A 13065-nucleotide genomic window follows, 5' to 3' on the forward strand; every position below is an offset into this window, starting at 1 on the left:
CAAGTCCGCCCAGTCGTCGTCGAGTTTCACGTACAGTGCGATCGCGAGGGTGTCGAGGTCTGTCGTCACAAACGGATCCTGGACACCCTCGCTCCATGCCCGCAGGCATTCGGAAAGACTCGTCTAGTGGGGAGCCTAGCCGGAAGTTTCTCCTTCACGGCTGCCACAGGCTGCAGGGGATGGCCGGTGTGTCGCTGCGTCCGGCGTCCGGCGTCCGGCGTCCGGCGTCCGGCGTCTGGCGCCGAAGGCGATGGCCGGGTGGCGGGCGCGGGCGGGCCATGCGCCGCTGCGGCGGCGACCGCGTGGGCGGTGGATCGTGGCCACCGCCAGTCCTCGCCTCAGGGGCGCGGATATGTCGGGATCCAGCGCCGTCGCGTGGTCCGCGAAGATGGCGATCGGCTGACCTCGAAGCCGATAAGTGACCAAAGGCACTTATCGGGTCTTTATGTATGGGGAACCCTGGATGTGCACAGGCCCGCTCCGCCGCCGGAGGTGGCGGAAGGACCGGGCCGTGTGGAAAGGACACCGTGTATCAAGGACAGGCCTACCCAGGGGCGGCCGCTCTTCGCCCCGTTCCGTTGTGGTTGGTCGGTTTGGTCTTGGCCTCTGTCGCCGCGCTCTACGTCGTCGGGCCCGCGCTGCACGAGGCCACGATCCCGCTCATGCAGGACGAACTCGGCCTGACCCGCCGCGACGAGGCGGTCGCTCGCCTGGTCGGGCTGCCGGTGGCGTTGACCACGCTCGCCGTCGTCGGCCGAACCGGAGACTTGCGCGGCCGCCGTTCGGTGCTGACCGTATCGCTGGCCGTGCTGGCTGCGGGCTGCGCGATGCTGGCGGCCGCGTTCAGCGCCTGGTTCTACATCCTCGGGCGTACCGTCGCGGTTGCCGGGCTGGCCGCCGTGTTCGTCAGCTGCCTGGCGTTCCTGCCGGCCGTATACCTGCCCGGGCGGATCCAGCGGGTGGTGGGCGGTGGGCTCGCCGCGATGTCCCTCGGCTTCGTCGCGGTCGTCAACGTCGCTCCGCGCGCCTCGTCGGTCGCCGGTTGGCGCGCCACCACGGCGGCTCTGGGGCTCGGCGTCGTCGCGGCGCTCCTCGTGACACGGCGCTGTCTCCCCGAGACGGCGCCGTCGCGCGTCAAGCCCCTCCGCGACTGCGGCGGGACGACCGTCTGGCTTACTGCCGGCATCCTCGCCGCCGCGGGTCTGCGCCTCGCACCGCTCTGGGGCTGGTCGGACGCCCGTGTCCAGGCGTTGCTGGCCGCGGCCGGCGCTGTCATGCTCTCTGCTCGGCTCCGCGCCGACCTGACGCGCCGCCGCCGCGCAGCAGCCCGGCGCCAGCCTGCCGTTCCCGGGATCGTCTACGCGGCCGCCGGGGCCGCCGGTGTCGCGGTCGGCTTCACCCAGGTCGTGCTTACCGCAGCCGTGCCCACGCTCACCACGGTCGCGGGCGGGACCCCCGACGACGGCGCTCTGGTGCTCTCCGCGTTCGGTGCGGGCGGCGCGGTGGGCTGCCTCCTCGTCCGGTACCGCCGTGTCACACCGGTCACCGGCGGATCGCTCGGCCTCCCGCTCGCTGCCCTCGGCACGGTCCTGCTGCACACCGTGCTCGCCCGCGGTGGCCAGCCGGTCGGCGGCGGCTGCGTCGCCGTCGTCCTCGTCGGCTGCGGCACCATGCTCGCCGCCGCACCGCGGATGGCCCAGTACCTTGCCACGATTCCCCGCCGACACCTCGGCACCCACGCCGCGTTGCTGCCGGCTTCGATCCTCCTGGGCACCGCCGCGGCGCAGGCCCTGCCCCACGCATCCGTCCTGGAGGACGCGCCGATACCGGACGAGGCCCGTGGCCTGCTGTGGATCGGCAGCAGCGTCATCGCGGTCGCGGCCTTGCTTCTCGGGCGCCCGGTCGTCGCGCTGGCGGTAGCAGGCGCCGCGGCGCTCCAGTACGTCCTGGCCGGCACCGGCCCCGACCAGTCCGTGACTGCGGTAGCGGCCCTCGCCACCGGCGCCGGCGTCGGCGCTGTGGTGTGGCACCGGCGCGAACAGGCCGAGCACCTCGAACGCACCCGTGAGACCGCTGTCGCGCTCCAGCGAGCCGTCCTGCACCCCATCGCGCCGGTTCTGGGGCGACTCCGGCTCGCGAGCTCCTACAGCCCCGCCACCGTGGACACCGGAATCGGGGGAGACTTCCTCGAAGCCCTCCAGACCCACTACGGCACCCGCATCCTCATCGGCGACGTCCGCGGCAAAGGCCTGCATGCCGTCCGCACCGTCACCGACCTCCTCGGGTGCTTCCGCAGCCAGGCCCACGAGACCCCCGACCTCGGCGAACTCGCCGCCCGTCTCGACCGCCAGGTCGCCCGTGCCGCCGCCGCGCACGGCGACGACGAACTATTCGCCACCGCGCTGCTCCTCCAGTTCGGAAGTCCCGCCGCCTCCCGAGTCGGCACAGGCCAGGACGGGTTTGCCCCGGCGGATCCGGGCGACGTGCTCGGCATCAACTGCGGCCACCTCGCGCCCCTGGCCGTCAGCGCGGACCACGCCACACGTGTCCACGACGTCGCCATGCCCACACTGCTCCCCCTCGGCTTCGGCACGCTCGGCCGCATCGACGCCGACGGACGCACGTCCGACCTGGTGAGGCCGTTCCGGATCCGCCTCGACACCGGCACCACCCTGCTGCTGTACACCGACGGCCTGAGCGAAGCACGCAACTCCAGCGGCGAGTTCTATCCGGTCACGCAGCAGCTGACCCAGGCCCCACAGCAGGACCCTGAGCACCTCGTCCGCCACCTGCACGATGGCGTGCGGAACTGGACCCACCACCTCACCGACGACATCGCCGTCATCGCCCTCACCCCGACCGGCCCCGCTTGATCGCGCGGCAGGCGACTTCGACAGCACACCGGAGTTGGTTGGCCGGGATCGCCTCCCAGGCCCCCTTTGGGGGCGCTGACCTGCGTTCGTCCCCTGTTATCGTGCGCCGGTGTCAACGATCAGACAGTTCCAAGTGACGTTCGACTGCGCGGAGCCTGCGCGCCTCGCCGCCTTCTGGTGCGAGGTGCTGGGGTACGTCGTATCGGCGGTCCCCGAGGGCTTCGCCACGTGGGACGAGTACGTCCGCTCGCTGCCGTCCGAGGACGAGGTCTACCTCGCGTGCACCGACCCCTCGGGTGGGGGCCCGCGCCTGCTCTTCCAGCGGGTTCCCGAAGGCAAAGTCGTCAAGAACCGGGTGCACCTCGATGTGCGGGTCGGCACTGGGCTCGTGGGTGACGAGCGCCTGGCCGTACTCGAGGCCGAATGCGCGCGGCTGATGGCCCTCGGGGCCGAACACGTGCTGACGCAGCGCGCCGACGGCGTCAACGAGTCGTGCATCACCATGCAGGACATCGAGCGCAACGAATTCTGCCTCGACTGACCCCGGACGAGACGGTCGACAGCGCGATCGTCGGTGGACATGGGCACGCCGAAGAGCGACGCGAGTCGGCGCGGGGTCAAGTCGGTGTGCCGGTACGCGGCGACCATTGGCACCCGGTCCTCCAAGGGCAGCTTCCACGGCCGACTACGGCCCGGCCTCCGGTGGTGAGAGTGAGTTATGCCCCTATGCCTCGGAATTGGGGTCGCTGGATCGCGGGACAGCTGGGCGTTCAGGGGGCTGGCGGTTAACGGCGTTGCTGGGGCGTGGGACGCGCACCAATGTCGCGGCGGGCCGTGAGGGCGGTGGCCGGGCAGCACTATGGCAGCGGTGAACGCCAGGGTGCGGGTGTGACGGCAACCGATGTTGGCGGCGCGGCTCGGCGGCGCGCTCCCCTCGTTCCTCGATGGTCCCTCGCCGAAGGCCGTGCGGAACGCGGTGTTCCGGGGCGCGGCGTGGGTGAGCATCCTCCAATGAGGACACGACTGATCGCCGTTGCCGCCTCGGTCCTCCTCGTCGGCGGTTGCGTCGACGAGGACGATGAGCCGATGCTTTGGCGAGGCAGGGGAGCCGGACTCGGCTCAGCGGCGAACATCCCCGGCTGCCGGATGGATATGCGGTGCCACCGGTGGCTGCCGAATGGCCGGGGTCCGCAGATCTACCAGGGCAGGTCATCGACTCCCGGTGTGTACCCGTGGCGGCGGGTATCCCGGGGCACACCAAGGGGCGGTGTCACGTGTCGGTGCAGGTGGTGGCTGTTGATGCGCAGTGGCGGGTGCCGCCGCCGATCAGGTGGACGATGAGGTCGGCGTCCTCCATGCCGGCGTGGTCGAGGGCGGTGCGCAGTTCCGTGAGCGGTGGTACGGGCGGCAGTCCGACAGCGGTGACGGTGATGCGGCCGCCGAGTGCCTCGACGGAGTTGATGTCCCAGTGCCGGGTGGCGGCCCATTGTTCGGCGACGGGTTTGGCGTCGTCCGCTAGTTGCCGGTCGCGGGCCACCGCGGTGGTTCCGGTGGTGAGGGGGACGGCCACGAGCACGAGCATGGCGGCCACCGCCGCCAGGGTCTTGCCGCGCAGCTCGCCCACGCGTACGCCGACCGTGCCGCGCGCGGCCACGCGTACCCCGAAGATCAGGAACACCGTGGTGCCGGTGGCGACGATGGCCGCGACATTGGTGGCGAACAGCAGCGCGGACTCCCCGGCGTCGTGGTAGCGCCCGACGTTCAGTAGCAGGCCGGTGACCGCGAGGGGCGGCACCAGCGAGATGGCGATGGCGACGCCGGGCAGGGTGTCGGAGATGTCGGACCGCACGAGGGCGAACGCCCCCACGGTGCCGGTGGCCAGGGCCGCGAGCAGGTCGATGAGCCGCGGGCTGATGCGGGCTGAGACTTGGGTGTTGCTCGCGAAGTCGTCCGGCGGGGCGGCGATCCAGCCCACCAGGAAGCCCACCGCGACGACGACGAGGGCTCCGCCGAGCACGAGCAGCACGCTGCGCACCAGGTGGGTCCGGTCGGCGAGGACGACGGCGAGGGCGCTGCCGAGGATCGGGGTCATCAGCGGTGCGACGATCATCGCGCCGATGACGGTGGCGGTGGAGTCGCCGACCACGCCGGCCGAGGCGATGACCGCGGCGAGGAGAAGGAGGCCCCAGAAGCGGGTCGAGCTGGGACTGCGCCAGGACTTCTCGATGAACAGGGCGGCGGTCATGCGCTCGACTGCTGCACTGTCGAGAACGGGCATCGGGTGCCTCCTTCGGCGGATCCGGAATCGGGCAGGGCCGGGGGCAGCATCGCGGCCGGTCTGCGCGGTTACCCGCACTCGGGCCGCTGTTCACCTCGGCCCGTGGCCGAGCTGGCGTGCTGTCGCGGCAGGGCACCGGTGGTTCCCTTGCGGCTTCAGTGGCCGGTGTCCCAGACGAGGCCGGCGGGGTCCTCGGCGCGGGGGTGGCCGCGCAGGTAGGCGTCCAGCCGGTCCGCGATCGGGTAGAACCGCCCGGAGGTAGGGGGCCGGATGCCCGCAGGAGAGCACGCGGGCCGCCGCGGTGGCGTCGACTTCGACCAGCCGCGCGGTCACGAAGGCTTCGTCGTCGTCGGCGTGCCGTCGGGCGCTCGCGTCGCGGCGTTCGGCGAGTCGGGCCAGGTCGGGCTGGTCGTGGGCGGCTTCGCCGAACGATCCGAGGACGACAGCGGCGGTTGCGACGGCCTCCAGTCCTTTGCCGCGGACGTCCCCGATCAGGCACCGCACACCCCGAACGGGCTGTCGACCACGGCGTACAGGTCGCCGCCGATGCGCGCGAACTCGGCTGCGGAACGGTACTCGGCGGCGGCCCGCAGACCGCCGACCCTGGGCGGCACCGAACGCAGCACGGCCGTCTGGACGGACTCGGCGACGGCGAGGATCTGCCCCATGCGAGCGGCGGTCCGCTCACGCCGGCGCACCACGAAGCACGCCAGGTCCGCGATCACGCACACGGCCGCCGTCGTGCCGAGTGCGGCGCCGACCCGGCGCGGATCCTGGACGAGGAACGCCCACCGCGTCCCCACCGCGACAGCCGCCGGTCCGACGATCACCGCCGGGCCGAACGACAGCGCGACCACGGCGGGCAAGGCGACCAGTACGGAGGGGGACCGCGAGCCGGGCGGTGCCGTCAGCTGCACGCCGACCACCACCCCGTACAGCAGCAGCGCCGCCGACAGCGTGGCAACGGCGTTCACCCGACGCCCCGTGAGGTCGGCCTCACTGCCGCGAACCCACACCCGGTGCCCCCCTCACGAGACGCGTGCGGCACGCCCACCGCCGCAACTGGCGTGCCGGACCGCCGTGGCGCGGGCGCCTGCAGAAGGGCCGCGATCCCATCCTGCGGGTGATCACGCTGCGGCACCCGGCGGGATAGGCCGCAAGGGTGGGCTTGCGGGTGACAGGCGCGAAGCGCTCGGCACTGTGCGCACGGCACCCGGCTTCAGCAGGTGCGGCGACACCCTCGGCTTGCCGCGCCCACGCCCCCTGAGCCGCCCGCTGGCGTGCCCGGTCCGCCGCGCGTGGGCCCACAACCCTCCACATAATTGAATCTATGGGCGGAAAATCAGGAAATGCGGATCGTGCGGCGACGGTGACGGTCCGGGGCAAGGACTACCGTCTGCGTACGCTCGCGCTCGCTGTCCTGGGCGTGCTGGCGGTCTGGTTCGTCGCCGCGAACACCGCGTCGGTCGAGATCCGCCTGTGGATCCCGACGGTCAGCCTGCCGCTGTGGCTGGTGCTGGCCGTCACCCTCCTGGTCGGTGTGGCGATCGGCTTGCTGATCGCCCGCCGCCGCGCCCAGTAGCTGGCCACTGCGGCTGCCTCCGGCGGCCGGGAACGCGGAGGAAGTGCGGATGTTCGGTGCACGGCGGGCGCGTCGGAAGGCCAATCGCGCCTTCGACCGGGGCGAGGGTGTCACGCGCTACCGGATGCGGCAGAAGGCCCTGTCCATCGGCGACGACTACTGGATCGACGACGACGAGGGCGAGCACCTGTACAAGGTGGACGGCAAGGCGCTGCGCCTGCGCAAGACCTTCGTCCTCGAGAACCGCGACGGGCAGCGGGTGGCCGCGGTGCAGAGCCGCCCGGCGCGCATCAAGGAGTCGATGGAGATCGAGGACGCCCACGGCAACCGCATTGCCCTGGTCAAGAAGGCCCTCGTCGGGCCGGTCCGCGACCGCTGGAGCATCAAGCAGGAGAACGGCCCGGAGCTGACCGTGCACGGCAACATCGTCGACCACGAATACACCATCGAGAACGACGGTTTCACGGTCGCCGAGATCTCCAAGAAGTGGGGCCGCCTGCGCGACACGTACGGCCTGGCCGTCGGCCCCGGCGGCGACCACGCCACCGTGCTCGCCGCGGCCATCGCCATCGACACCATGGCCCACCCCGGCGACTGACGCACAACCGGCGCCCGGCGGCTGCGGATGAGTTCGCACTGAGCGAGGCGAGTCCCGTCGATGCCACGAAACACCTTCCCAACCCCGCCCAACCCTGACCCGGGCCCGCTGCCCCACACCGGAGACTCCGGGTGGACGGTGATCCACTTGGTGATCAGGACCATCGCGGCATTGCCTATCGCACGGCGGAGACCCACCAGCTGACCTCATGCTGGACACGCTCCGGCGCCCCGAGTGGACTCCTCCGGCCGGGGCGCGGTGCATACCCGGGCGGCGCGCGTGTCGCATGACGAATGCCGTGTATCGGTGTGAATCTGACGCCAAGCCCTCTACGCCTAAGCCGGGACCCTCGACAAACCCAGCTTCGCCATCGCCCTGGTCGGCGTCCTGCTCTTCGACCTCCTGCCCGGCCTGCTCATCGCCGCCGGACTGTCGCTGATCATGTTCATCGGCTACTCGTTCCGCCCCCGCATCGCCGTCCTCGGCCGCATCCCCGACACCACGCCTACGGGGACGTCGAAGACCAGCCAGGCGTACTCTCTGCCCCCGGTGTCCTGGTCATCCGCCGTGGCGGACAGCTCTTCTTCGGCAACGCCGACCGCCTGGAGGGCGCCGTTCGCGACCAGCTCTCGCGCACCGACCCGGTGCCGCACACCGTGGTGTTCAACCTGGTCTCCAGGTACGGCCTCGGCGTCCCGGTCCCGGACACCCTCGACGGTCTACCTGCTGCCCGGCGCCCTGTCCGCGATCGTCGCCAAGATCCCCACCGAAGACGCCTTCACCGCCTCCTTCGCCATCGGCGCGGGTGCCGGCCTGCTGGTCGTCCTCGTCGCCCTGTTCGGCCTCCCGCGCAGCCGCGGCCGCGCGGTCGCCGCACACCGCGTCGCGGCTCCCGAGACCGCCGTCGAAACCCCCGCCTGACCGGGACAGTCGACACGGAGGGCAGCGCCGTTCCCCGGCGGCAGCCGGGCACCCGGGGGTGGCGCCGGGCCGCGTCCGTCAGAACCGCGCGCCGTTCGACGGCCCCTCGGGGACCTGCTCCGCGCCCTTCCGAAGGGGCTGCGTGAGGGCCGACACCGGTGGCGCCGCAGAGGCGCCGGGGCCGGCGGCGGTGGCGGCCCCGGTCGGGGCGAAGCCCCGGGTGGCGGCGACCGCGCGCGGCGCCGGGCCGGGAGTTTCCCTCTGGGCGTCGTGCGTGGTCCAGTACTTCTCCTGGACACCCGCACGGTAGGCGGTCGTCGGGTCGGTGTCCGGGGCTCGGGAGGCAGCCTCGTTGTGCGCGGTGAGCGCGGCGAGCGCTTCCTTCCTGACCCGCGTGGGCAGCGCGTTCCAGCGGGCCCGGTCGGGCTCCGACACGGTGGCGGAGGTACTGGCCGGCCCGTGCGGTGTCTCGTACCACGTCCCGCGGACCGCATCGTGGCCCAGTTCGTAGGCCGCCCGCGGGGTCATGCCGGGCAGGACAGCGGGAAGGCGTGCGGGGGCCACGTCCGGGACGATCGCACGGTCGACGCGCTTCTCCGGCCGGGCCGCAGCGGCCTCGGCGGCGCGCGCCATCGCCGTGTCGATGGCCGCTTCCAGCTCGGCGGCGTCATGCACCACATGGGTACGCGGGTCGGCGGCAACCCGGGCCACGCGCTCTTCGTTCTCCGGGGTGAGCCCGTGGCCGGACAGATCGGGGCGCCGCCCGTGCGCGATGTCGCGGTGCGCCTGGGCGATGGCGTCGGCGGCCCGACCGGAGCCCGCGACCACGAACAGCCCCTGGTCGTCCCGCGTCGCGGACTCCAGCCGGTGTACCGCGTCGAGGATGGTGATGCCGCCGCCGTTGACCAGGACCGTCGCCGACCCGTGCACTCCCGACGCCGCGACCCCGAACTCGGCGAGCGCGCGCGACTCGTCGCCCCATTGGTCCCCCGGAACGATGAGAAGAACCTCCTGGTCCGGCTGGGCGGGGACCCGCGCGTTGGGGTCGTAAGGCGCGCCGGGCAGCGCCAGGGTGCCCTCGGCGATGACACCGAACAGAAGCGGCTTGAACTCCTCGACTTCCCCGCGGGCGATCAGCCGCGCCTTCGCCTCGCCGAGGTACTGCAGCGCCCCCGAACTGCCGCCGCCGAACGCCAGCAGCCCCCCATGCCGGGCCGCGCTCCGCACGATCGCATCGAACAACGGCCGACCGGCGGCGGACTCGGCGAACCCGCCCGCTCCCCCGACAAGGGTGACCACCGGCTTCGGCTGCTCGGACAGAAAATGGACGGCGCCGTCGAACTGCGCCTTGCTGCCCACGCGGTACGTCAGGATGCCGTGCGTTCGCTCGACATAGCGCGGGTCGGGGTCCTGTGGCGTTCCGTCGGCGCCGATGGTGGTGGCGGGGACCGACAAACCACCCAGGCCGTACCGGGGTACGCGCCGTAGGTCGCCTGCCCCCGGCGCCGTCGCGGTCGGATCCGGCGAGGGCGCCGACGGACCCGACGGGGACGGGGCGGTGCCCGACGCCCGGCTCTGCGTGCTGCTCATGGGTGCCTCCACGCCGTCTCGAGTGGGTCCGGGTCCACCGGACCGGGATCCGCGGAGGGCAGGCCCGGCAACGACCGCGCCACCCGCCCGGAACCCCGCCGCCCATCCTGGGCCCACGGGTGCCCGGCAGGGGAGTGAGGCCGCGAACGCGCAGCGGTCCGGTGCCCAAGCGCAATCGGGGATGATGGACGGTGAGGGTTGCCGGTACCCTCGGGGGGACATCCCCCCGCCTGCCGAAGGGTCATCGACCGTGGATACACGCACGCCGCTCGCGACGATCGTGGTTGCGGTCGACGGTCCGTCCGGGTCCGGCAAGTCGAGCGTGTCGCGCGACGTCGCCCGGACGCTGGGGCTGCGTTACCTGGACACCGGTGCGATGTACCGGGCGATGACCTGGTGGATGCTGCACAACGGCATCGACGTGCACGACACCGACGCGGTGGCCGCCGCGGCCGACAAGCCCGAGCTGGTGTCCGGCACCGACCCGGACGGCCCGACCATCCACGCCGACGGCGTGGACGTCGCCGGGCCCATCCGCGGCCCCGAGGTCACCGGCGCGGTCAGCGCGGTGAGCGCGGTGCCGGAGGTCCGGGCTCGCCTGGTCGCACTGCAGCGCGCGGTGATCGGCGACGGCGGGATCGTCGTCGAAGGCCGCGACATCGGCACCGCGGTCGCGCCGGACGCCCCGGTCAAGCTCTACCTGACCGCGTCCGAGGCAGCGCGCGCCGCGCGGCGCAACGCCGAAGGCACCGACCCCGCGCGCGACCTGGCCGCGACCCAGGCCGACCTGGCCCGCCGGGACGCCCTCGACTCGGGACGCGCGACCTCGCCGCTGTCGATGGCCGAAGGCGCGGCCCTCGTCGACACCACGGCGATGAACCGCGAGCAGGTCGTCGCGCACGTGCTCGGCCTGGTCCGGGACCGCCTGTCGTGACCACTGCCGCGGGTCTGCCCGGGCAGCGCGGCGGGTCACGTCCCCCGCGCTGGCCGGTGCCCACCGACATCACCAAGCCGCCGCTCGCCGGCGCCGCGCACCGCATCGGTATCCCGCTGCTGCGGTCGTTCTGGCGTATCCGCTCGCTCGGCACCCACCACGTGCCGCTCGGCGGCCCGGTCATCCTGGCGGGCAACCACACGAACTTCGCGGACGGGCCGCTGCTGTACGCGTTCAGCCCGCGTCCCGTGCACTTCTGGATCAAGCAGGAGATGTTCGCCGGGCCCCTCGACCCGGTGCTGCGCGGCATCGGCCACATCCCGGTCAGCCGGGGCAGCGCCGACCGCGGCATGATCATGAACTCGCTGACCGTGCTCAAGGCCGGCAACGCGCTCGGCGTCTTCCCGGAAGGCACCCGCGGCGAAGGCGACTTCGCCGAGGTGCAGCACGGGCTGGCGTACCTCGCGATGCGGTCCGGCGCACCGATCGTGCCCGTCGCCTGCCTGGGCACGGGAGACCGCGGCGCGTCCATCGCAGCGCTGCCCGCGTTCCGCGCGAAGATCGACGTCGTATACGGCAAGCCTTTCCAGCCGGTGGAGGACACCGGAACCCGCTCGCGCCGCGCCGTCGCCGAGGCGTCGGAACGCATCCGCGAGCGGCTCACCGCACACTTGCACGAGGCGCGGCGCCTGACCGGCCGGACCCACGAGGTCCCGGCGGCGGACGCGGCCGCCTGAGAACACCACCGAACACAAGGACGCCACCCATGCAGCACGACGCCGGTTCCGGCGCATCCGCCGACGAGTTCCCGGGGATGATCGACCCCGCGGCATGGGAAGCCGAATACGACCCCGACGAGTGGGTCGACGCCGGCGGCGACCTCCTCGGCGGCGGTGAGGAAGAGGTCGAGGCGCATGCCCACATGCCCGTCCTCGCCGTGGTCGGACGCCCCAACGTCGGCAAGTCCACCCTGGTCAACCGCATCATCGGCCGCCGCCAGGCGGTCGTCGAGGACACCCCGGGCGTCACCCGCGACCGCGTCAAGTACGACGCGGACTGGAACGGCCGCCGCTTCACCGTCGTCGACACCGGCGGCTGGGAGAAGGACGTCGCGGGCATCGACCTGTCGGTCGCCCTGCAGGCCGAATACGCCATCGAGAACGCCGACGCGGTGCTCTTCGTCGTCGACGCCACCGTCGGCGCCACCGACTCCGACGAGGCCGTCGTCAAACTGCTGCGCCGGGCCGGCAAGCCGGTCGTGCTGGCCGCCAACAAGGTCGACAACCTGGCGCTGGAGGCCGACGCCGCCGCGCTGTGGTCGCTCGGCCTCGGCATGCCCTACCCCGTCTCCGCGGTGCACGGCCGCGGCAGCGGCGACCTCCTCGACGCCGTCCTCGAGGCGCTGCCCGAGGCACCGGTGCACGGCCTCGGCGCGTTCCGCGAGGGCGGGCCGCGCCGCGTCGCGCTGCTCGGCCGCCCGAACGTCGGCAAGTCCTCGATGCTCAACAAGCTCGCCGGGGAGAACCGCGTCGTCGTCGACCCGCTCGCCGGCACCACCCGCGACCCCGTCGACGAGATGATCGAACTCGGCGGCAAGACCTGGAAGTTCGTGGACACGGCGGGCATCCGCCGCCGCGTGCACCTCACCTCCGGGGCGGACTTCTACGCATCGCTGCGCACCACCGCCGCGCTGGAGAAGGCCGAGGTCGCGGTCATCCTGGTGGACGCGAGCGAGCGGCTCGCCGAGCAGGACACCCGGATCATCTCGCTGGCCATCGACTCCGGCCGGGCGATCGTCATCGCCTACAACAAGTGGGACCTCCTCGACGAAGAGCGCCGCTACTACCTCGAGCGCGAGATCGAGCAGGACCTGGTGCAGGTGCAGTGGGCGCCGCGCGTCAACGTGTCGGCGAAGACGGGCCGGCACATGGAGAAGCTCGTACCCGCGATCGAGACCGCGCTGGAGAGCTGGGAGAAGCGCATCCCGACCGGGCGGCTCAACGCGTTCCTCGGGCAGCTCGTGGCCGCGCACCCGCACCCGGTGCGGGGCGGCAAGCAGCCGCGGATCCTGTTCGGCACCCAGGCGGGCACCAAGCCTCCCCGGTTCGTGCTGTTCACCAGCGGGTTCCTCGAGGCGGGCTACCGGCGGTTCGTCGAGCGCCGGCTGCGCGAGGAATTCGGGTTCCCCGGCACGCCGATCGAGATCCGGATGAAGGTGCGCGAGAAGCGCTCGCGCAAGGGCGGGAAGTCCGGGAAGTAGAGCGCGTGCGAAGGTCGTCATGACTTGAG

12 protein-coding genes are annotated in these 13065 nt (G+C 72.5%); 8 read left to right on the top strand and 4 right to left on the bottom strand.

Features of this window, described 5'->3' with window-relative positions; translation table 11 throughout:
* The first annotated feature begins 599 nt into the window (after positions 1-599).
* Positions 600-2873, top strand: coding sequence for an MFS transporter (locus tag ABEA93_RS38545; protein ID WP_345680644.1), 2274 nt, complete (start codon positions 600-602; stop codon positions 2871-2873).
* A 109-nt stretch (positions 2874-2982) separates the two neighbouring features.
* On the top strand, positions 2983-3414 hold the full coding sequence (locus tag ABEA93_RS38550) for a VOC family protein (protein ID WP_345680645.1): 432 nt from the start codon (positions 2983-2985) through the stop codon (positions 3412-3414).
* Between the two features lie 729 nt (positions 3415-4143).
* On the opposite strand, the gene ABEA93_RS38560 is transcribed toward ABEA93_RS38550, so the two are convergent.
* The 3 genes from ABEA93_RS38560 to ABEA93_RS38565 all read right to left on the bottom strand — a co-directional run bounded on the left by ABEA93_RS38560 (position 4144) and on the right by ABEA93_RS38565 (position 6125).
* Positions 4144-5151 carry a DUF389 domain-containing protein gene (locus ABEA93_RS38560; RefSeq protein ID WP_345680646.1) on the bottom strand — a complete coding sequence of 336 codons (1008 nt, stop codon included), beginning with the start codon at positions 5149-5151 and terminating at the stop codon, positions 4144-4146.
* 90 nt (positions 5152-5241) lie between these two features.
* Positions 5242-5655: a SpoIIE family protein phosphatase gene (locus tag ABEA93_RS42255; protein WP_425585255.1), complete on the bottom strand. Its 414-nt coding sequence runs from the start codon at positions 5653-5655 to the stop codon at positions 5242-5244.
* Positions 5643-6125 (bottom strand): hypothetical protein, encoded by a 483-nt coding sequence (locus ABEA93_RS38565; RefSeq protein WP_345680647.1) that lies wholly within the window; start codon positions 6123-6125, stop codon positions 5643-5645. The genes ABEA93_RS42255 and ABEA93_RS38565 overlap by 13 nt, the downstream gene beginning before the upstream one ends.
* A gap of 395 nt (positions 6126-6520) precedes the next feature.
* On the opposite strand from ABEA93_RS38565, the gene ABEA93_RS38570 reads away from it, so the two are divergent.
* The 3 genes from ABEA93_RS38570 to ABEA93_RS38580 all read left to right on the top strand — a co-directional run bounded on the left by ABEA93_RS38570 (position 6521) and on the right by ABEA93_RS38580 (position 8252).
* Positions 6521-6733, top strand: coding sequence for a LapA family protein (locus ABEA93_RS38570; RefSeq protein WP_345680648.1), 213 nt, complete (start codon positions 6521-6523; stop codon positions 6731-6733).
* 49 nt (positions 6734-6782) lie between these two features.
* The gene (locus ABEA93_RS38575; protein WP_345680649.1) at positions 6783-7331 is read left to right on the top strand and encodes an LURP-one-related/scramblase family protein; all 549 of its coding nucleotides are present in this window, start codon (positions 6783-6785) and stop codon (positions 7329-7331) included.
* A 441-nt stretch (positions 7332-7772) separates the two neighbouring features.
* On the top strand, positions 7773-8252 hold the full coding sequence (locus tag ABEA93_RS38580; protein ID WP_345680650.1) for a hypothetical protein: 480 nt from the start codon (positions 7773-7775) through the stop codon (positions 8250-8252).
* Between the two features lie 78 nt (positions 8253-8330).
* On the opposite strand, the gene ABEA93_RS38585 is transcribed toward ABEA93_RS38580, so the two are convergent.
* Complete coding sequence (locus ABEA93_RS38585; RefSeq protein WP_345680651.1) at positions 8331-9842, bottom strand: hypothetical protein; 1512 nt, start codon at positions 9840-9842, stop codon at positions 8331-8333.
* 250 nt (positions 9843-10092) lie between these two features.
* On the opposite strand from ABEA93_RS38585, the gene cmk reads away from it, so the two are divergent.
* The 3 genes from cmk to der all read left to right on the top strand — a co-directional run bounded on the left by cmk (position 10093) and on the right by der (position 13036).
* Positions 10093-10776: a (d)CMP kinase gene (gene cmk, locus ABEA93_RS38590; protein ID WP_345680652.1), complete on the top strand. Its 684-nt coding sequence runs from the start codon at positions 10093-10095 to the stop codon at positions 10774-10776.
* A gap of 68 nt (positions 10777-10844) precedes the next feature.
* Complete coding sequence (locus tag ABEA93_RS38595) at positions 10845-11513, top strand: lysophospholipid acyltransferase family protein (RefSeq protein WP_345680685.1); 669 nt, start codon at positions 10845-10847, stop codon at positions 11511-11513.
* A 29-nt stretch (positions 11514-11542) separates the two neighbouring features.
* Positions 11543-13036: a ribosome biogenesis GTPase Der gene (der, locus tag ABEA93_RS38600; RefSeq protein ID WP_345680653.1), complete on the top strand. Its 1494-nt coding sequence runs from the start codon at positions 11543-11545 to the stop codon at positions 13034-13036.
* Positions 13037-13065: the final 29 nt, after the last annotated feature.

The organism is Yinghuangia aomiensis (assembly GCF_039542225.1).
Classification (GTDB): Bacteria; Actinomycetota; Actinomycetes; order Streptomycetales; family Streptomycetaceae; genus Yinghuangia; species Yinghuangia aomiensis.